At 56.5% G+C, this 18,847-nt stretch carries 16 protein-coding genes, 4 tRNA genes and 1 rRNA gene; 15 read left to right on the plus strand and 6 right to left on the minus strand.

Annotated features, from left to right (window positions below; genetic code table 11):
• Nucleotides 1-8 precede the first annotated feature (8 nt).
• The 8 genes from rrf (at nt 9) to pnp (ending at nt 9,063) form a co-directional block, all read left to right on the plus strand.
• Nucleotides 9-122, plus strand: a 5S ribosomal RNA gene (rrf, locus tag ED236_RS08010).
• Between the two features lie 293 nt (nt 123-415).
• On the plus strand, nt 416-868 hold the full coding sequence (gene rimP / locus ED236_RS08015) for a ribosome maturation factor RimP (protein ID WP_123237466.1): 453 nt from the start codon (nt 416-418) through the stop codon (nt 866-868).
• A gap of 26 nt (nt 869-894) precedes the next feature.
• On the plus strand, nt 895-2,361 hold the full coding sequence (gene nusA / locus ED236_RS08020; protein ID WP_123237467.1) for a transcription termination factor NusA: 1,467 nt from the start codon (nt 895-897) through the stop codon (nt 2,359-2,361).
• Nucleotides 2,362-2,422: 61 nt separating this feature from the next.
• Complete coding sequence (gene infB, locus ED236_RS08025) at nt 2,423-5,140, plus strand: translation initiation factor IF-2 (protein WP_123237468.1); 2,718 nt, start codon at nt 2,423-2,425, stop codon at nt 5,138-5,140.
• Nucleotides 5,141-5,143: 3 nt separating this feature from the next.
• Entirely contained in the window at nt 5,144-5,518 is a 375-nt protein-coding gene (gene rbfA / locus ED236_RS08030) for a 30S ribosome-binding factor RbfA (RefSeq protein WP_123237469.1), read from the plus strand.
• Between the two features lie 12 nt (nt 5,519-5,530).
• Nucleotides 5,531-6,436 (plus strand): tRNA pseudouridine(55) synthase TruB, encoded by a 906-nt coding sequence (gene truB, locus ED236_RS08035; protein ID WP_123237470.1) that lies wholly within the window; start codon nt 5,531-5,533, stop codon nt 6,434-6,436.
• An 86-nt stretch (nt 6,437-6,522) separates the two neighbouring features.
• A complete protein-coding gene (gene rpsO / locus ED236_RS08040) occupies nt 6,523-6,792 on the plus strand; it encodes a 30S ribosomal protein S15 (RefSeq protein ID WP_123237471.1) in 270 nt (89 codons plus the stop codon).
• A gap of 147 nt (nt 6,793-6,939) precedes the next feature.
• A complete protein-coding gene (gene pnp, locus ED236_RS08045) occupies nt 6,940-9,063 on the plus strand; it encodes a polyribonucleotide nucleotidyltransferase (protein WP_123237472.1) in 2,124 nt (707 codons plus the stop codon).
• A 107-nt stretch (nt 9,064-9,170) separates the two neighbouring features.
• Here pnp and dksA read toward each other — a convergent pair whose 3' ends face one another.
• Complete coding sequence (gene dksA / locus ED236_RS08050) at nt 9,171-9,593, minus strand: RNA polymerase-binding protein DksA (protein ID WP_123237473.1); 423 nt, start codon at nt 9,591-9,593, stop codon at nt 9,171-9,173.
• A 131-nt stretch (nt 9,594-9,724) separates the two neighbouring features.
• A complete protein-coding gene (folD, locus tag ED236_RS08055; protein ID WP_123237474.1) occupies nt 9,725-10,582 on the minus strand; it encodes a bifunctional methylenetetrahydrofolate dehydrogenase/methenyltetrahydrofolate cyclohydrolase FolD in 858 nt (285 codons plus the stop codon).
• 94 nt (nt 10,583-10,676) lie between these two features.
• Here folD and ED236_RS08060 point away from each other — a divergent pair.
• The 4 genes from ED236_RS08060 (at nt 10,677) to ED236_RS08075 (ending at nt 11,103) form a co-directional block, all read left to right on the plus strand.
• Nucleotides 10,677-10,753: transfer RNA gene (locus ED236_RS08060), tRNA-Pro, on the plus strand.
• Between the two features lie 31 nt (nt 10,754-10,784).
• Nucleotides 10,785-10,861 (plus strand) — tRNA-Arg (locus ED236_RS08065).
• A gap of 26 nt (nt 10,862-10,887) precedes the next feature.
• Nucleotides 10,888-10,963, plus strand: a tRNA-His gene (locus ED236_RS08070).
• Nucleotides 10,964-11,027: 64 nt separating this feature from the next.
• A tRNA-Phe gene (locus tag ED236_RS08075) sits at nt 11,028-11,103 on the plus strand.
• Nucleotides 11,104-11,397: 294 nt separating this feature from the next.
• Here ED236_RS08075 and ED236_RS08080 read toward each other — a convergent pair.
• The 3 genes from ED236_RS08080 to ED236_RS08090 are packed head-to-tail and all read right to left on the minus strand — an operon-like array spanning nt 11,398 to nt 13,904.
• The gene (locus ED236_RS08080; protein WP_240032082.1) at nt 11,398-11,703 is read right to left on the minus strand and encodes a DUF2188 domain-containing protein; all 306 of its coding nucleotides are present in this window, start codon (nt 11,701-11,703) and stop codon (nt 11,398-11,400) included.
• A complete protein-coding gene (locus ED236_RS08085) occupies nt 11,700-12,665 on the minus strand; it encodes a hypothetical protein (protein WP_123237475.1) in 966 nt (321 codons plus the stop codon). Before ED236_RS08085 ends, ED236_RS08080 begins: the two co-directional genes overlap by 4 nt.
• 3 nt (nt 12,666-12,668) lie before the next feature.
• The gene (locus ED236_RS08090; RefSeq protein WP_123237476.1) at nt 12,669-13,904 is read right to left on the minus strand and encodes a hypothetical protein; all 1,236 of its coding nucleotides are present in this window, start codon (nt 13,902-13,904) and stop codon (nt 12,669-12,671) included.
• A gap of 244 nt (nt 13,905-14,148) precedes the next feature.
• Here ED236_RS08090 and ED236_RS08095 point away from each other — a divergent pair, with 244 nt between their 5' ends.
• Together ED236_RS08095 and ED236_RS08100 are read left to right on the plus strand one after the other, a co-directional pair.
• Complete coding sequence (locus ED236_RS08095) at nt 14,149-14,478, plus strand: helix-turn-helix domain-containing protein (RefSeq protein ID WP_020200576.1); 330 nt, start codon at nt 14,149-14,151, stop codon at nt 14,476-14,478.
• A 46-nt stretch (nt 14,479-14,524) separates the two neighbouring features.
• On the plus strand, nt 14,525-15,421 hold the full coding sequence (locus ED236_RS08100) for an ImmA/IrrE family metallo-endopeptidase (protein WP_205125662.1): 897 nt from the start codon (nt 14,525-14,527) through the stop codon (nt 15,419-15,421).
• On the opposite strand, the gene ED236_RS08105 is transcribed toward ED236_RS08100, so the two are convergent.
• On the minus strand, nt 15,395-18,154 hold the full coding sequence (locus ED236_RS08105; RefSeq protein ID WP_123237478.1) for an ankyrin repeat domain-containing protein: 2,760 nt from the start codon (nt 18,152-18,154) through the stop codon (nt 15,395-15,397). The genes ED236_RS08100 and ED236_RS08105 overlap by 27 nt on opposite strands.
• Nucleotides 18,155-18,561: 407 nt before the next feature.
• Here ED236_RS08105 and ED236_RS08110 point away from each other — a divergent pair, with 407 nt between their 5' ends.
• On the plus strand, nt 18,562-18,834 hold the full coding sequence (locus ED236_RS08110) for a WG repeat-containing protein (protein WP_123237479.1): 273 nt from the start codon (nt 18,562-18,564) through the stop codon (nt 18,832-18,834).
• The last annotated feature ends 13 nt before the right edge of the window (nt 18,835-18,847 follow it).

Raw genomic sequence — 18,847 nt, forward strand, 5'->3', positions numbered from 1 at the left:
CGGTTATGTCTGGCGGCCATAGCGATTTGGACCCACCCCTTCCCATCTCGAACAGGGCCGTGAAACGAATCTGCGCCAATGATAGTGTGCTTCTCGCATGCGAAAGTAGGTCACCGCCAGGCTCTTATATGCAATCAAGCCTCTTGTAAAAGAGGCTTTTTTGTTTGAATGTACAAAAGAGGGATGTTGTCTGCACCAGTGCAGATTCAGTAGTCGGGTCAGTCGAACTGAAACCTTGCTGTGCTAACATCATCCAGGGGCATGTTCCCTGGGATTTCAAAAGCCCTCACTAGAGGGCTTTTGCATTTGCAATATCAATTCGTTGACTGGATTGATATAATAACGGCACTGTTTTAAGCATGGATGGGCGTCAAGCCCATTTTTTGTTTCTGCCATTTGTTGAGGATGTCGTCGTATGCAGGATTTGCACACACTACTGGAGCGGTCAGTAAGCCAGCTGGGTTTCGAGCTGGTTGATATGGAGCTGTCCAATCGTGGCAAATTGATTCGCTTGTTCGTAGATAAGCCAGAAGGCATCACGATTGATGACTGTGTGCTGGTCAGCAACCATTTGAGTAATCTGCTCGCGGTTGAGACCAGCGTCGATTACGACAGGCTGGAAGTGTCTTCGCCTGGTATCGATCGGGTGTTGAAGAAAATAGATGATTTTGAACGGTTTTCCGGTCAGCGCGCGCAAATAAAAGTGCGTATGGCCATGCAGTTGCCAGATGCCAAAGAGCCCAGGAAAAAATTTCTCGGTTTGTTGCGTGGCGTCGAACAGGGTGACGTGCTGATCGAATGTGAAGAGGTGCACTATCGCATCGCCTTTTCCAATATCGACAAGGCACGTTTGGCCCCAGAGTTTTAAGCACTGAATATTAGGCGGAGATTACAATGAGTCGTGAAATCTTGTTATTGGTAGATGCGCTGGCGCATGAGAAAAGCGTGGCCAAAGAGGTCATCTTCACAGCGCTGGAGCTGGCACTGGCTTCTGCCAGCAAGAAACGCTTCACCGAAGAAGCGGACGTGCGCGTCGCCATCGATCGTGATAGTGGTGAATACCAGTCTTTCCGTCGCTGGCAAGTGCTGGCGGACGAAGCGGTTGAGAATCCGGCTGCCCAGATCGCCCTCAGTGATGAGCGTGCACAAGGTCTGGCAGAAGGCGAGTTCATTGAAGAACCGCTGGAATCGATCGAATTCGGCCGTATCGGTGCACAGGCTGCAAAGCAGGTCATTCTGCAAAAAGTGCGTGAAGCCGAGCGCGAGCAGATCCTCGAAGACTTCCTGGCACGCAAAGAACATCTGGTCACTGGCGTGATCAAGCGCATGGAAAAGGGCAGTGCCATCATTGAAGTAGGTCGTCTGGAATCCCTGTTGCCGCGCGAACACATGATCGCCAAGGAAAACCTGCGCGTGGGCGACCGCGTGCGTGCTTATCTGTCGCGTATCGAGCGTGGTGGCCGCGGCCCACAACTCATCCTGTCGCGTATCGCGCCAGAGTTCCTGATCAAGTTGTTCGAACTGGAAGTGCCCGAGATCGAAGAAGGTCTGCTGGAGATCCGCGCGGCAGCCCGCGATCCCGGTTTGCGTTCCAAGATCGCAGTCAAGTCCAACGACCAGCGTCTTGACCCGGTCGGTACCTGTGTAGGGATGCGCGGTTCACGCGTACAGGCGGTCACCGGTGAACTGGCTGGCGAACGCGTCGACATCGTGCTGTGGTCCATGGAGCCAGCGCAATTCGTCATCAACGCCATGGCACCTGCGGAAGTTTCCAGCATCGTGGTCGATGAAGATGCGCACAGCATGGACGTGGTGGTCGCCGAAGACCAACTGGCGCAAGCCATTGGCCGTAGCGGCCAGAACGTACGCCTGGCTTCGGAACTCACCGGCTGGACCTTGAACATCCTCACCGAAGAAGAAGCTGCGCAGAAGCACGAAGAGGAATACACCACCACCCGTCAGCTGTTCATGGAAAAGCTGGATGTGGATGAAGAAGTCGCCGATATCCTGGTGGAAGAGGGCTTCAGCACACTGGAAGAGATCGCCTACGTGCCGCTGGCGGAAATGTCCGAGATCGACGCGTTCGATGAAGACACTATCAACGAGTTGCGCAAGCGCGCACGTGCAGCCTTGCTGACCGAAGCGATCGCCAAGGAAGAAAAGGTGGAAGAAGCCTCCGAAGACCTGCTGACGATGGAAGGCATGGACGATGCCACCGCACATCAGCTGGCCGCCAAGGGCGTTTCCAGCATGGAAGACCTGGCCGATCTCGCGGTCGATGACCTGGTCGACCTGACCGGCATGGACACAGAACGCGCCAAACAACTGATCATGACGGCGCGTGCGCCTTGGTTTGCCTGAGTTTTACAGGCAGAAGCAGATTATCAGCAGGTGCATTAAGTAAAGAATACGGAGCAACACCATGGGACAAACGAGCGTAGCACAATTTGCCGGCGAACTAGGCTTGCCGGCAGAACTCTTGCTTGAGCAACTCAAGAGCGCAGGCGTGGGTAAGAGTGCGCTGACAGACCAGCTTAGCGAGCAGGACAAAACGTCGCTGCTGGAATATCTGCGCCGTGAACATGGTGCACAGGCCCCCAAGGAAAAGATCACCCTGATGCGCAAGCAAGTGACCGAGATCCGCAAATCCGATAGCACCGGCAAAGCACGCACCATACAGGTGGAAGTGCGTAAAAAACGTGTGCTGATGCGGCGCGACCCCAGCCTGCCTGGCAACGAACTCCCTAACGATGAGCTGCCTGAATCCATTGAGGCAGAGTTGACGCCAGAAGCCACCATTGAAGAGACGCCAGTTATCGAAACGGTGATCGAGACTCCAGTGGTAGAAGAGGTGGTGCTTGCCGAGCCTGTGGTCGAAATCGCGGAGCCTGTTGCTGCAGTCGCACCTGCTCCAGCACCGGTCGAAGAGGCCCCGGCTGTCGTCGTGCCTCAGGAAAGAACCATACGCAAAAGTGTGCTGAGTGCAGACGAAATGGCGCTGCGCGAACACGAAGCACGTCGCCATGCAGCGCTGGCTGCGGCACAAGCCGAAGACTTGCGCAAAAAGCAGGCGCTGGTACAAAAGCGCCTGGATGACGAAGCAAAGCGCGTCGCGGCAGCGGCCGCCGCCGCAGCAGCACCGACCAAGTTGTCTGAAGGCACGCTGCACAAGCCAGCGGCCAAGGAAAGCGCCCGTACCGATGACAAGGATGCCAAGAAGGGCGCCAAGAATCGTGAATGGGCGGATGCCGAGAATAAGAAGCGCGGGATCAAGGGACGCACCGATGCGCCAGTCGCTCAGGGCTGGCGCGCTCACAAGGGTAAAGGTAAAGCGAGCAAGGAGTCTGCCGAGCAGCACGCTTTCAATGCGCCGACCGAGCCTATCGTGCATGAAGTGCTGGTCCCTGAAACCGTCAGTGTGGCCGATCTTGCCCACAAGATGGCAGTGAAGGCCAGCGAAGTCATCAAGGCGCTCATGAAAATGGGCATGATGGTCACCATCAACCAGGTGCTGGATCAGGAAACGGCCATGATTGTGGTCGAGGAAATGGGCCACGTTGCCAAGGCAGCGGCGGCTAACGATCCGGAATCCTTCCTGGACGACACCGAACATGCAGAAGCCATTATGGAAACGCGTCCTCCGGTCGTGACCGTGATGGGTCACGTTGACCACGGCAAGACCTCCTTGCTGGATTACATCCGCCGCAGCCGTGTGGCTTCAGGCGAAGCCGGCGGCATCACCCAGCACATCGGCGCCTATCACGTGGAAACTCCGCGTGGCATGGTGACTTTCCTGGATACGCCGGGCCACGAGGCGTTCACCGCCATGCGTGCCCGTGGTGCCAAGGCGACCGACGTGGTGATCCTGGTGGTGGCGGCCGATGACGGCGTGATGCCGCAAACCATTGAAGCCATCCACCATGCCAAGGCCGGTAACGTGCCGCTGGTGGTGGCCGTGAACAAGATCGACAAGCCAAGCGCCGCACCTGAGCGTGTCAAGATGGAGCTGGTTGCCCAGGAAGTGGTGCCTGAAGATTTTGGTGGCGAAACCATGTTCGTCGAAGTCTCCGCCAAGACCGGCCAGGGCATAGACGCCTTGCTGGAAGCGGTGCTGTTGCAGGCGGAAGTGCTGGAATTGACCGCCGCCAAGAATACGCCAGCCAAGGGGCTGGTCATTGAAGGCCGTCTGGACAAAGGCCGTGGCCCGGTGACCACGGTACTGGTGCAATCCGGTACGCTCAAGCGCGGCGACATGCTGCTGGCAGGCACGGCTTATGGCCGCGTGCGCGCCATGCTGGATGAAGCAGGCAATGAAGTGAAGGAAGCCGGACCATCCATCCCGGTCGAGATCCTGGGTTTGTCCGATGTGCCGAATGCTGGCGACGAAGTCATCGTGTTGAACGACGAGCGCAAGGCGCGCGAGATCGCCCTGTTCCGTCAGGGCAAGTTCCGTGACGTGAAGTTGGCCAAGCAGCAGGCTGCCAAGCTGGAGAACATGTTCGAGCAGATGGGCGAGGGCGAAGTGAAGACTTTGCAACTGATCATCAAGTCGGATGTACAGGGTTCTTACGAAGCACTGGCGACCTCGTTGCAGAAGCTGTCCACCAGTGAAGTGAAGGTCAACATCATCCACACTGGCGTGGGCGCGATCAGCGAATCCGACGTCAACCTGGCGTCTGCTTCCAAGGCCGTGGTGATCGGCTTCAACGTGCGTGCCGATGCCGGTGCGCGCAAGCTGACCGAAAGCGCGGGCGTGGACGTGCGCTACTACAACATCATCTATGAAGCCGTAGATGAAGTGAAGGCGGCGCTGAGCGGCATGCTGGCACCAGAACAAAAGGAAAGCATCATCGGCATGGTCGAGATCCGCGAGGTGTACCGCATCTCCAAGGTGGGCTCGGTGGCGGGTTGTTACGTGCAGGACGGTATCATCAAGCGTGGTTCCAGCGTACGCGTGCTGCGCAACAACGTGGTGATCCATACCGGCGATCTGGATTCGCTCAAGCGCTTCAAGGACGACGTCAAGGAAGTCAAATCCAACTTCGAATGCGGCTTGTCGCTGAAGAACTTCAATGAGATTGAAGTAGGTGACTTGCTGGAAGTGTTCGAAGTGGTTGAAGTGGCGAGAACCCTGGCGTAAGGCATGGCAAAGACTTTTTCCCGCAGCGACCGTATTGCCGAGCAGATCCAGCGTGAGCTGGCAGATCTGCTGCAGTTCGAAGTGAAAGATCCGCGCGTCGGCATGGTGACGGTGACTGAAGTCGAGGTCAGCGGCGACATGGCGCATGCCAAGATCTTCTACAGCGCCAAGCAGGGTACTGCCGCTATCCAGCAAGGGCTGGAGAAAGCGGCAGGCTACCTGCGCACCCAGTTGGCCAAGCGCCTGTTGCTCAGAACGGTACCGCAACTGCATTTTGTCTACGACGTTTCGATCGATCGCGGTACGCATCTGTCGCGCCTGATTGATGATGCCATCGCCAATGATCAGCCGGCGAACAAGCCTGGCGACGCTAACTGAGTCTTTTTTATCGTGCAGTTCAAGCGAGTCAAACGCCCGGTCCACGGCGTGCTATTGCTGGATAAACCGTTCGGCTATTCTTCAAACCAGGCCCTGCAAAAAGTCAGATGGCTGTTTCAGGCCGCCAAGGCGGGACATACCGGCAGCCTGGACCCGATGGCCACTGGTCTGTTGCCGCTGTGCCTGGGCGAGGCCACCAAGTTTTCACACTTCATGCTGGATGCAGACAAGTGTTATCGCGCCAATATCCGGCTCGGCAGCACCACCACAACCGGTGATGCAGAAGGGGAAGTGCTGCGTACCCGGCCGGTAGAGGTTACTACAGAGCAGCTGGAACGCGTACTGGCGCAACTGACCGGCGAGATCGATCAGGTGCCGCCCATGTACTCCGCGCTCAAGCACGCCGGTAAAGCCTTGTACGAGTATGCACGTGCCGGCATCGACATCCCGCGCGAAAGCCGCCGTATCAGCATCTATCGCATGATGCTGGAGCAGTTCGAGGCGGACCATATTCAACTGGTGGTGGAGTGCAGCAAGGGTACTTACATACGCACTCTGGCTGAAGATATAGGCGAAGCGCTGGGCTGCGGTGCACATCTGATTGGCCTGCGTCGCCTGTTCTCCGGTCACTTGCATCTGCGCGACGCGGTGACCATCGAGCAGTTGGAAGCGCTGACATTGGAGGCGCGTGATCAGGCATTACTGCCTGTGGAAGCCACCATCCAGCACTTGCCAGCGCTGGAGCTGGATGCAGATAGCAGTTTTTACCTGCAACAAGGCCAGGCGGTATGGAAATCCGGTCTCACTGAAGCAGGCCCGTTTCGCCTCTACAGCCCGGCCGGTGAGTTCATCGGCACGGGCGTACAAACCGAGGATGGCAAGCTGGCACCCAAGCGCTTGCTGGTACGGGACCACTAAACTTTAACAAAAACATATTGTTAATCACGGGCGTTTGAGGTTAAAATACTCGGCTCAAAACGACTAGAGCGTATACAGGATATTACATGGCAACTACCACCGCTGAAAAAGCCGCAATTGTTGGCGATTATCAACAAGCCCAGAACGACACTGGCTCCCCTGAAGTACAAGTAGCGCTGCTGAGCAACCGCATCAGCTACCTGACCGAACATTTCAAGACCAATGCCAAGGATCACCATTCCCGCCGTGGTCTGCTCAAACTGGTAAGCCAGCGCCGCAAGCTGCTGGACTACCTCAAGCGCAAGAACGCTGGCCGCTATCAAACCCTGATCAGCCGCCTGGGTCTGCGTAAATAAATTTGCAAAAGCGCTTTACGCTCCTGAACCAGCGCTTTTGTGAATACCTGATAAGCCGAAAGCTGCGCTTCTAGCGTCGCTTCGGCTTTTTTATTGGCGTTTGTCCTAGAACAGCAAGGGCAAACCTTAAGAGTGAAGAGGATGATTATGTTTAACAAAGTGAAGAAAAGCATACAGTACGGTGCGCACGAGCTGGTTCTGGAAACCGGCGAGATTGCCCGTCAGGCCGATGGTGCCGTGATGGTGAGCTACGGTGACACCGTGGTACTGGTAAGTGTGGTCGGCAAGACCGAAGTCAAAGCTGGTCAGGATTTTTTCCCACTGACCGTGGATTATCAGGAAAAGACCTACGCCGCTGGCAAGATCCCTGGCGGCTTCTTCAAGCGTGAAGGCCGCCCTTCCGAGAAGGAGACCCTGACCTGTCGTTTGATCGACCGTCCGCTGCGCCCCCTGTTCCCGGATGCGTTCTACAATGAAGTACAGATCGTGGCGACCGTGATGTCGTCCGACAGCGAGATCGATTCCGACATCCCGGCCATCATCGGTGCATCTGCTGCACTGGCCATCTCCGGTATCCCGTTCTACGGCCCGATCGGTGCTGCACGCGTTGGTTACATCGAGGGTGAGTATGTGCTCAACCCGAGTGCCACCCAGCTCAAGGATAGCGAGCTGGATCTGGTCGTTGCGGCGACCGACAAGGCCGTGCTGATGGTGGAATCCGAAGCCAAAGAGCTGCCGGAAGACGTGATGCTGGGTGCCGTTGTGTACGGTCACGAGCAATTGCAGGCAGTGGTTGCCATGATCAATGAGCTGGCGGCTGAAGCGGCTAAGGATCCATGGGACTGGACGCCACCAGCCGTCAACACCGAGCTGGTTGCCAAGGTGGAAGCCCTGGCTGGTGCTGACATCAATGAAGCCTACAAGATCAAGGCCAAGGGTGCCCGTTCCACCAAGCTGGACGAGATCAAGAGCCGCGTACTGGGTGAGTTGATCACCGAAAACACCTCGACCTCCGAAGCCAACGAGATCAAGAACAGCCTGTTCAACCTGGAAGCCAAGCTGGTGCGTAGCCAGATCCTGAACGGCGAGCCACGTATCGATGGCCGTGACACGCGTACCGTGCGTCCGATCAGCATCCGTACGGGTGTACTACCACGTACCCATGGTTCTGCGCTGTTCACGCGCGGTGAAACCCAGGCACTGGTAGTGGCCACGCTGGGCACCGGCCGTGATGAACAGATCATCGATGCGCTGCAAGGCGAATACGCTGACCGTTTCATGCTGCACTACAACATGCCTCCGTACGCCACTGGCGAAACCGGTCGCGTAGGTACGCCCAAGCGCCGTGAGATCGGTCATGGCCGTCTGGCCAAGCGTGCACTGATCGCAGCGTTGCCTAGCCAGGAAGAGTTCGGCTACACCATTCGTGTGGTGTCCGAGATCACCGAATCCAACGGTTCCAGCTCCATGGCTTCCGTGTGTGGCGGTTGTCTGGCACTGATGGATGCTGGCGTACCGGTCAAGGCACATGTGGCAGGTATCGCCATGGGCCTGATCAAGGAAGGTAACCGCGTTGCGGTGCTGACCGACATTCTGGGTGACGAAGATCACCTGGGCGATATGGACTTCAAGGTAGCCGGTACCGATGCTGGCATCACCGCGCTGCAGATGGACATCAAGATCACTGGCATCACTGCCGAGATCATGCAGGTTGCCCTGTCCCAGGCCAAGGAAGGCCGTCTGCACATCCTCGGTATCATGAAGGATGCGGTTGAAGGTACCCGCCAGGAGCTGTCGGCATTCGCACCACGCATCATCAGCATGAAGATCAATCCGGAAAAGATCCGTGATGTGATCGGCAAGGGCGGTGCGGTGATCCGTGCGCTGACCGAAGAAACCGGTACCACCATCGACATCGAAGATGACGGCACCATTAAGATCGGTTGCGTCAATGCGGATGCGGGTGAAGAAGCCAAGCGTCGTATCGAAGCCATCACTGCAGAAGTAGAGATCGGCCAGACCTACGAAGGTACCGTGCTGAAGTTGCTGGATTTCGGCGCGATCGTATCGTTACTGCCCGGCAAGGACGGTCTGCTGCATATCTCGCAGATCGCGCATCAGCGTGTGAACGCAGTGGCTGACTTCCTCAAGGAAGGTCAGGTCGTGAAGGTCAAGGTCGTCGAAGCTGATGAAAAGGGCCGTGTACGACTGAGCATGAAGGCGCTGATCGAAGCGCCAGCAGCAGAAGAGAAGAGCGAAGCGGCGGAGTAATCGCTGACTTCAGGGCGGCAACGCCCAATAAAAAAGCCGGAAGCGATTCCGGCTTTTTTATTGTCTGCGCAGCGTGAAGCTGGCAGCTTATGGTTTTGCAGCGAAGCTTATTTAGCGACTTGACGCTCGCGCAGTTCGTCCAGCGTTTTGCAGTCTATGCATTGCGTGGCGGTTGGACGTGCTTCCAGGCGCTTGAGGCCGATCTCCACGCCGCAGCTGTTGCAATAGCCATAGTCGTCGTGGTCGATCTTGTTCAGCGTCTCGTCGATCTTCTTGATCAACTTGCGTTCGCGGTCGCGGTTGCGCAGTTCCAGCGCCATGTCGGATTCCTGGCTGGCTCTATCGTTGGGGTCCGCAAACATGGTGACTTCGTCCTGCATGGTGTGTACCGTGCGGTCGATATCGTGACTAAGCTCGGATTTCCATTCGTTCAGAATCTTGCGGAAATGGTCGAGCTGTTTGGGGTTCATATACTCCTCATCTGCGCTGGGCAGATAAGGAACGAAGTGTCTGGTTGTTACGTCAGCCATGGCTACCTTCAGTAGTGTTTCACTAACAGAAAATTAAAGCAGGCGCAAGTTTACACCGAATGCCACGGGCATGCAAAAGACGGCGTTGAATAAGTTCAGCGCAGTGAGTTTGTTTTAGTGCAGGCTAGCGCTTAAGCGCCTACATGCTGGCGAAAAGCCTGCAAGGTGTTGCGCATCAGTGTCGCGACCGTCATCGGCCCCACGCCACCTGGCACGGGGGTGATCCAGCCGGCACGCGTGCTGGCGACGGCATAGTCCACATCGCCACACAAACCGCCATCGGCCATGCGGTTGATGCCAATGTCCACGACGATGGCGCCTAGCTTGATCCATTCCCCTTTGATCAGGCCTGCTTTGCCGGCAGCAGCAACGACTAAATCCGCACGGGCAATATTGGCCGCCAGGTCTTTGGTGTGACGATGACAAGCAGTGACGGTACAGCCTGCCAGCAATAGCTCCAGCACCATGGGACGGCCTACGTGATTGGAAACACCGACTACGACAGCGTCCAATCCCTTCAGCTCTATATTGCAATGCCTTAATAAATGGATCACGCCAAACGGTGTGCACGAGCGCAGCGTGGGCTCACGCACGGCCAGGCGGCCGATATTGTAAGGATGGAAGCCATCCACGTCTTTGCTGGCGTCGATCTGCGCGATGACGGCAGCTTCTTCGATCTGTTCTGGCAGCGGTGATTGCACCAGAATGCCATCTACCGTGTCATCCTGGTTGAGCTGCGCGATCAAGGCCAACAACTCAGCTTGTGTCGTCGTGTCAGGCAAGTTGTACGACAGTGAACGAATGCCGACCTGCTCGCAGGCGCGGCGCTTGTTGCGTACATAAATGGCGGAAGCGGGGTCTTCGCCTAAAAGAATCACTGCCAGAGTAGGCGGGCGCTGATGGATGGTTTGCAAGCTGACAAGCTCTTGCTTGATTTCCAGCAGCAACGTCTCTGCGATCTGCTTGCCATTGATGATTTTTGCTGACATGAGAGGATACTGATGAAAATAATCTGACATTTTAACAGGCAATTTCAAAATGGGAATTGACCACATATCGGGTTTGCGCTATATTTCACGCCCTCGGGGTGTAGCGTAGTCTGGTAGCGCGCCTGCTTTGGGAGCAGGATGTCGGGAGTTCAAATCTCTCCACCCCGACCAGTTTATAAATCCATCAAGATTGCCCGACAATCTGCCCGTAGCTCAACCGGATAGAGCACCAGCCTTCTAAGCTGGGGGTTACAGGTTCGATTCCTGTCGGGCAGGCCAGTGTGCTGGTATCGATCAGTTCAGTGGTGGCTGTAGCTCAGTTGGTAGAGCCCTGGATTGTGATTCCAGTTGTCGTGGGTTCGAGCCCCATCAGCCACCCCAATTTTACGAATGTCATGCTTATGACATTCCGCAAGCAAGTTGCTATAATGCGCGACTTATAAATGGCTAGGTAGCTCAGTTGGTAGAGCAGCGGATTGAAAATCCGCGTGTCGGCAGTTCGATTCTGCCCCTGGCCACCAAAATTCAGCGCCCAACTGTTCTCAGTTGGGCGTTTTCATTTGTGCTTCCCGCATGACACGCGGGGTTCCCGCACATTCTGCGTGTGCGACCGGGGTCCAATGGCCTGGCAGAAACATCCCCGGTTGCCCTCTGTTCCGCCCTCTCTTCTCTCGGAATCGGCGCTAACTTCTTCGCCGTGGCACACGCAGACAGCGGTGTTCATCAACCACTTGTGCGCGCGCCGATGCGAATGGTTGGCTCGCGGGTTTGCATGGGCAAAGCAGAAGGGCAAACCCGCGAGGCGTGCTTCCATGTCAGCCCTTGGGCGGGAATGGATCGTCACCGTAGCTGTTGCGCTCACGGATCTGGCCGTTCCGCCCTTGGATGAGCATTTCGCTCTGCTGGTTGATGGCGATGCCCCGCGCACGGTCAATCGCCTGTTGCTGCGTGCCATGGATGGAGGTAAGGCGGTCGTTGCCTTCTCCCCGAACACCCCACTGATCACCGCCGTTGATGGGTACGACCCATTGGTTTTTTCCGCTCATTTCAATCTCTCCAAAAAATGAAAAAGTCAGGCTCTTGAAGTCGGCGCGAGCCGGGCGCTTCTGTGCTGAATTCATGTCATGACGGTCGCCCCCTTTCCAGTTGCCGCACACGGCATCGCATACAGTCCAGCGCGTTGCTGCGTGACGACGAGTGCCCCGTAGGCTGCCAGTCGAGCCTCGTGCTCCGGCTTGCCCTTGTCCTTCGACTTGATCTTGAACAAATCAATCGGCTTGTCGCTCTTCTGACCAGCGCGCTGCATGATCCTTTCGCCGTCCACCTCGGCCCCCTTGAACGACCAGAGCGCTTCGAACACCTTGGCCTGACCTTGGGTGAATCGGATTGGTGTGGACTGCACATCCGGCAGCGTTGCCCACTTGAAGTCGGCCGAGAACGGTCCGTTCACCGGCGCGGCCGGATCGGCCTCTGCTGGCGCTGCAGACGGTGCCGAAGGGATGAACGAGATCCCGCCGCCATAGAACGTGAACCGTTCTTCCAGTGCCAGCCATTCCACACCGGAGCCGAAGGGTGATCCACGCGTCGTGCGCGGCCTGGGAGTGATGACCCGGATGTTGCTTCCCGCCACCCGAATACGATCCAGCAAGGTCGGCTCATGCAGCACTCTCGTCAGATCTCGGGCCAGCACGACCGGAGAACTGCGGGCATTACCGAGCCGCCAAGCACCGTCGCCCAAGTCATCGATGTCGTCGCGGCTCTCAATGTCGAGGGAGAGGCGCATTTTCTGCCGCAGCCAGTCTTCATCCAGGGCCAACGCCGCACCGTCGCTTGCCTCCACGGGCACCTGGCCACACTCCGGGCACCGGCAGATCCGACCGCCCCGTCCATCGCCCCAGACCTGTGCCCGATGCTGCTGACAGTGGGGGCAGAGCACAAAAGATTGATCCACCACTGTTGGCCTGACGGCTTTGCCGAGCACAGACAAAGCAGATACCTCGCGTGGCGAGAGCGTGGCCCGCAGCACCGGCGTGCCGCCTGCGAACAGTCGGCAAACCAGGGCCCAGGCATCGTGCGTCGTCATTGGTCAGTCCTCGAAAGCGGATGAAGAACTGACTGGGTCGGTCTCCGGCGGCAACTCCTGGGCGCTGAGGGTCTGGCCCTTCTGCAAGATGCCCACCGCAACCAAGTAGCCTTCCAGCTGCGCCTGCATCTTGGCGTCGAACTTGTGCAGGTTCAGCCGCCCTTTGCTGGTCACTTCGATGGTGACCACCTTGGGGCGAGTCCTGCCCGGCTCGGGTGGGTAGTAGAGATTTACCTGCGCCGCTGTCACCGCCCACTGCCCCTCCAGCGGGCCCGGCAGCTTCTCCTTCAGCAAATCGTGCACCGAGCGTTGCTGGCTGGATTGCATCGCCGTGCATTCGATCTTCAGCGTCGTGTCAGGGCTGAGCAGGGTGAGTGCCTTCAACTGAACCATCGAGAAGCCGTCCTCGAACGCATCCGGCACATCGAACCCGGTGCGCAGCATCGACAGATCCAGCGTCGGCGACTTGATCTTGTGAGCGCTTGCTTTCACGCCCAGCACATGCTCCGCGAAGGCCTCGACCAGCATTTGCTGATACTTTGCGCCGCCGCGCACCAGCGTGCGTACCACACCGGTGGACTTGGCGTACTCCAGCACCATGTGGATGTTGGGGTTGCCGACCCGGCGCTTCAGGGTTGCGCCCTCGAACTCCAGACGCAGCATCGCCATGTCCTTGACATGGACCGACAGCAGGAACACGCCCGGGCTGCGCTCGACCAAGTGCGCCACGCTGCCGTCTCCGCATTGGAGTTCGCGCTTGTAGAAGGCTGAGATGGCGTGACGCAACGCAGTCAGATTGGCATCCGAACCGTTCGGCTGGCGCTTCAAGCCGAGATCGTATTGCTGCGTCTGTTGCCCATGCTGCTCCCAAAAGCTGAAGTCATAGGCACGCTCGAACAGTGCCGGGTGGTGGACGTAGAGCCAGAAGGAACGGTGGATGTCGCTTGCACACAGCGCCAAACCCGCAAGCGCAGCACCATCGGCCACGGCCGCCTCAAACATCGCCTGCTTACCAGCCGCATCGCCCAACTGAACGCTGGCCATGAGGTTGGCCGTCATCCGGTCGCGGGCAGCAATGTCGGGCCAGACTTTGACCGCTTCGACCAGAAACTGGCTGGTCTCCGGTGTGTCATCCCAGGCAAAGCCATCGGGCACAGGCAGGCTGTGGGTTGTCAGGAAGTCGCGCAGCGTGGCGTCCACCGGCAGCTCGAGCATCACGTCGACAAAGGTCTTCTTCATCTTGATCGTCCTTTCTGGATCGGCGTCGAAGGTCTGCGACCGATGTACGGACTGCACTGGCCAGCGACTAGGTTACTGAACACGCACCTCGCACAAGTAAAGCAGCGAGATACAAGCGCGATTCTGAACCTCAGATTTCCGCTTGTCAATCAAAGCGGCACATCTAGACCTCATTTGTATCTCGCGGCTATACTGGCGGTCTTGTTTTTGTTAACTGACTGTTTTCCCCTACAGGAGCATCGCTATGGCTTCAGCGTTCGGAGCACGCCTGCGACGCTTACGCGAGGCAAAGAAATTGACCTTGCAACAGGTCGCCGACGAAGTCGGCTGTACCAAGGCGTACATATGGGAACTGGAAATGAAGGACGGTCAGCGTCCCTCTGCTGAACGGGTCCAGGCCCTGGCCAGGGTGCTGGGCGTGACGATGGAGGACATCATGGGCGAGCCCATTGAACAGGTTCCTCAGGCCAGTCCAGAAGATGTGGCCTTCTTCCGCGAGTACGCTGGAATGACGGACGAGGAGAAGGATCGCTACCGTCAGGCACTCAAAATCATGTTCCCTGACAAGAACTAAGGCGGTCTGACAATTGAGCTCATCCCAGCCCCTAACCGGTTCCATCGTGGCCAGCACCGTCTTGAGATGGTTGCGGGCGTGGCACGCCGACGGCATGCCGGATGCCGTGGATCTGGAAGTCGTCCGGCAAATGCTTCCAGAGACGCCTTACGGCAAAGGGGTGCGGGAGATCAAGGCCCCGATGGTGCTGGACATCAATAGCTGCGAAGGCATGCTGGTGCGCAACCCACAGGACACCGCAGAGTGGGGCATCTTCTATAACGGCAAGGCAAACCCCGAGCGCCAGCGTTTCACCATCGCTCACGAACTGGGCCACTTCATCCTTCACCGCGATCAGCGGCAAAGTTTCAACTGCGACAAGGAAAGCGTGTACTCCGGCGCTGACACTATCCGTGTCATCGAACGTGAGGCGGACGACTTTGCCAGCAACCTGCTGATGCCTGGCGACTTGCTGCGCGAGTGGATCTCGAACCAGCGCATCGACTTGCATGTCCTGAGCGCCCTTGCCAAACGGTTCCAGGTGTCGTTCGAGGCGCTGTGCATTCGGTTCATCAAATTCACCACGCAGCGGGCAATCCTTGTCTATTGGGACAACGGTTTCGTGAAGTACGAATGGCGCAGCAGCAGCGCGGTCAAGACGCGCGCCCGCATTCGGCGCACTGACGATCCGCAGGAACCATTACCCGGCACCCTGGCTGCTGATTCCACCGTTGAGCAGGAGTGGGATGGCACGGAGATGTCTGCCGCGATCTGGTGCCCGGAGGAGGCACCACACATGAAGTTGCGCGAGTTCAAGCACAGCTACACCACAGGAGATCGCGTCCTGACCCTTCTGCTACTGGAAAGTGCTGAACCACGGTCATGGGATCGGTCTTGGCAAGACGGCGAGAGCTTTGACAGCTTCGATCAGTTCATTTCAAACGGCCAGATGCCCGTTCGCTGATTCAGAGTCGTATACCCCCAGCAGTTCAACTATTCGTTCAAAGTCGCTTCGAGTTCCGATAGCCCGCGCTTTTTGCTCCCGCATGAAGGTACGCCACGACTCATGGTTTTCAAGTAGTTCTTTAGCCATGACGATCGGAGTATGTCCAAAAACATTCCTCACTCCGACCAGCCCGGGAAATTCATCCAATAGAAGGCGCAAACCATCCACCCAGCCAAAACGTACCGCAGTATGCGCTGCCGTATTCTCTTCCCCATGGCTTACTCGCATAACATCGGGATTCAATGCCAGCACTGCTGCAAGGCAGTCCAAGGAGCGTCCCGCTACAGCGGCATGCAACGAAGTCCGACCAAGATAGTCTTGCACGTCAATTTCAGACAGCGGGAGCAACAGCTCAACCAGATGAAAGTCGGCATGGTTCGCCGCCATCATCAATGGTGTCTGCCCCTTGAAATCGACAAGTTTGGCTTGCTCTGGCCACGCATCAAGGAGCAGGCGAATTGAGTGTCTTCTGTTCCGAAGATGCTGTTCAATCTTGAATATCTCGCCCTGCAGCTCGGACGGTGTCATCGCGCGAAGTGAGGGTAGTTTGTCCTCAAATTCATAAAGCCATTTCAACGATTGCATAAGGGCGCTGCTTCGCCGCACATCTTTGAAATCGCTATGCCGAAGACAATTACCATTCTTGCTGAGCCAACGGTTGAAACCATCCCAGTCGGCTTTTTCGATCAGCCCGAACGTATCCTTGAATGCGCTATATAGGCCTTTTCGAGAGGCGTCAGCGAGAGAATCCAGCCCTGGATACGGGTGATAAAGCGTTCCCCAGAAAAACTCCTCAACCTCCGTTGCAGCATCCTCAAACGATGGGACACCATTTTCAAATTCGATGAAATGAACCATGTTTCGATAGTACGGTTCATGGTTTTTCCGATTGAGCGCAGATCGGGTAATCGAAACGGCAAATCCATCGCGGGCAATTTCGCCACGCAGACCACCAAAGGCGCGCTCTGAGCACGCGGCGAGTGCAGACTTAAAAAGCTTCTCAGCGTCATCAAACCGGTTTTCAAAAAGGGCATGCTTGGCTTTGAAGCGTAGAAATGGCGCTTTCCACTGTTCCCATGCTTCCTTATCCTCTTCGGCCGCAGCCAGTTTTTCTTTTACTATCGAGCAAATATCTGATGGCCAGGCAGATGGATTGCCGTTTAGCAAATTATTAAACTCAATTAATCGTAGAGTGCCTCGATCAAGGGCGTTCGACGCAACCTCGGCCATGCGATTCCATGCCATTTGCCGGATTTTCTCACTCAAGCCATTTGATTGGGCAAAACGCTCAAGTACAAAAAAATTTGCCTCGCTCTGTAGTGCGCGGTAGGGCGATGATCCCTTTACCCGCTGGCAAAGTGCCTGCGCCCGTTTGTCCTCGTCAAACTCGATTTGAATACGCTCAAGCCTGGGGCGCAACACGGCAGCTAGATCCTCCGCGCTCACTGGCAGGATGCTCTCAAGCTCTTGTTCTGGATCGAGTGAAAAGAAAAGACGGGTCAAGCGCTCCGCTAATAGCCGAACCCTGTCCTCCCAATTGATGGAGGACATAATCGCCAGCAACAGGTCGTAACGGTCCCATGGTGCGAACTGCTTTTCAAACCAAGCATCCTGCTCTGCCTCGGAGTGCCCGTGATGCCACGCCTGAATTGTCTTGTTGTAAATCGTTTCAAAGAGTGCAATCAACTGCAGAACCTTGTTCCGCTGTGGGTCATTCGCTTCTTCAGGCTTCAATTCTGGGCAAAGGAAACCGACAAGGTCTTGATAACCTGCCTGCGTCAGGCGTGCCACCCTCAGCCGTTGCCGAATATTAGCCATTGATGGCGCTGCGTATCGGGAGCCCACGTGCCGAACGAACGTCGACTTTTCTTCTTCGCTGGCAGTTTTCTCGAAAATTGGCAGCAGCCGTTCTGGCGTCATGGGGATTTGATTGCTCAATTGAGTAATCCCCAGCTTGCGATTAAGCACAAATGTCAGTGCGGAATCGAATTGCGCTTCTGGAGAGTCCTCGACATCAAGCTCAAATGCACCGCTAAACACCAGCTTAGCGTCATCCGAAAAAATCTCGCCGATCTTGCTGTCGCTTTTTGGAATGCCGCCAGATAGCCAATTGCGTAAGGTTCGAACCACGGCATCGTTGCCACCTTCCATTTCGCGCAGTCGCGCACTGCCAAGAGCATCACGCAGTGTTTCAAGGGAGGGCTCACCAAGTAAGTCCAGCAGCCAGTGCAGCACTTTTGGAACTGGTAAATAAACCTCACCTGTACTTTCGTTTCCGGTGGGCAAAAACCAGAATTCACCACCGGGCATACCAGCGTCGATTGGCGGTAAATCGTGCTCAACGTTTGCCAACGACCAGAACGCCACATTCCGCGCCCAAACTGGCACATGTAGGCAAATCAACAGATGCCAGAGGACTTGCTTCTGGTTGGCATTCCCTGTCCACGTGCGAAGTTCCAGCGCTTTCAGTATTCCTGCCAGTTTTTCTATGAGATGTGTCGCATCCCGACGAGCACGCTCATCCAGTTCGAGCGCATCAAAAATACCCAGAAGCAACTGCCCGAGCCGGTCAACGTGGCCATCAACCTCCAGTTCATAGCCGGTGAACCGGCCCTTGTTGGGCAATGCTTTGAGTCCAAAGCGGGAGTGGACTTCAGTGAGGATCTCCTCGAAGGAGGGGAGATGGGCCATGGCTTTCTCGGTGTTGTGCGTGGTGGGCAGATTAGACCAACTTGGGGACTCAGACGCCAAGGAAAGATCACGAACACACCTTTTGTCTCGTACCTGTGAGCGGGGAATCGGTGTGTTCGTGATCTTTCCGTGGCCAATTCTCTCGTCGCTTTGATACTGCTCGACATCGAAGGCAAATCGCCTCGATACCGCAGAGGCGCCCCCAGGCCTGGTGCGGGAAACATCGGGGACTACACAGGAGAAGCATCATGAGCAACAGCAACCCGAACTGGCCAAGCAAAACCGGCAACCCTTCAGGCGGCGGTCGCGGCAATAACCCGCCAGCGCCCAAGAAGTAATCGTTAAGGCAACTGACGGCTTGCACTAGCTGCAAGCCGTCTAAATTATTCAGGCTATCGGAGTGTGAAATGAGAAGACATATTGCCATGCTTGCAGTTCCGCTGTTTCTCGCCATAAGCGGATGTGAATCAACCGGGCCACGTTACAGAAATGTCCAGGCATACAGCGATGGACTTGCGGCAGTCCAGCATGCCAATGGACGATGGGGTTTTATAAACGAGCAACAAAACTGGGTCATCGCACCGAAGTACGAGGATGCAAAGCCATTTCAAAACGGCAAAGCAGCTGTTCGTCAGGGAGGGAAGTGGGGGTTCATCAATCGTCGGGGAGAATGGCAATGAAATACTGCTCGAT

The organism is Pseudomethylobacillus aquaticus (genome assembly GCF_003730115.1).
Taxonomy (GTDB): Bacteria; Pseudomonadota; Gammaproteobacteria; order Burkholderiales; family Methylophilaceae; genus Pseudomethylobacillus; species Pseudomethylobacillus aquaticus.

Excerpts from the sequence above, each read along its gene's own strand:
- ED236_RS08085 (WP_123237475.1), bottom strand. The coding sequence starts at position 12,665 with ATGACGACGCACGATGCCTGGGCCCTGGTTTGCCGACTGTTCGCAGGC.
- ED236_RS08080 (WP_240032082.1), bottom strand. The coding sequence starts at position 11,703 with ATGAATTCAGCACAGAAGCGCCCGGCTCGCGCCGACTTCAAGAGCCTG.
- nusA (WP_123237467.1), top strand. The coding sequence starts at position 895 with ATGAGTCGTGAAATCTTGTTATTGGTAGATGCGCTGGCGCATGAGAAA.
- ED236_RS08105 (WP_123237478.1), bottom strand. The coding sequence starts at position 18,154 with ATGGCCCATCTCCCCTCCTTCGAGGAGATCCTCACTGAAGTCCACTCC.
- infB (WP_123237468.1), top strand. The coding sequence starts at position 2,423 with ATGGGACAAACGAGCGTAGCACAATTTGCCGGCGAACTAGGCTTGCCG.
- rpsO (WP_123237471.1), top strand. The coding sequence starts at position 6,523 with ATGGCAACTACCACCGCTGAAAAAGCCGCAATTGTTGGCGATTATCAA.
- ED236_RS08110 (WP_123237479.1), top strand. The coding sequence starts at position 18,562 with ATGAGAAGACATATTGCCATGCTTGCAGTTCCGCTGTTTCTCGCCATA.
- rimP (WP_123237466.1), top strand. The coding sequence starts at position 416 with ATGCAGGATTTGCACACACTACTGGAGCGGTCAGTAAGCCAGCTGGGT.
- dksA (WP_123237473.1), bottom strand. The coding sequence starts at position 9,593 with ATGGCTGACGTAACAACCAGACACTTCGTTCCTTATCTGCCCAGCGCA.
- rbfA (WP_123237469.1), top strand. The coding sequence starts at position 5,144 with ATGGCAAAGACTTTTTCCCGCAGCGACCGTATTGCCGAGCAGATCCAG.
- pnp (WP_123237472.1), top strand. The coding sequence starts at position 6,940 with ATGTTTAACAAAGTGAAGAAAAGCATACAGTACGGTGCGCACGAGCTG.
- ED236_RS08090 (WP_123237476.1), bottom strand. The coding sequence starts at position 13,904 with ATGAAGAAGACCTTTGTCGACGTGATGCTCGAGCTGCCGGTGGACGCC.
- ED236_RS08095 (WP_020200576.1), top strand. The coding sequence starts at position 14,149 with ATGGCTTCAGCGTTCGGAGCACGCCTGCGACGCTTACGCGAGGCAAAG.
- folD (WP_123237474.1), bottom strand. The coding sequence starts at position 10,582 with ATGTCAGCAAAAATCATCAATGGCAAGCAGATCGCAGAGACGTTGCTG.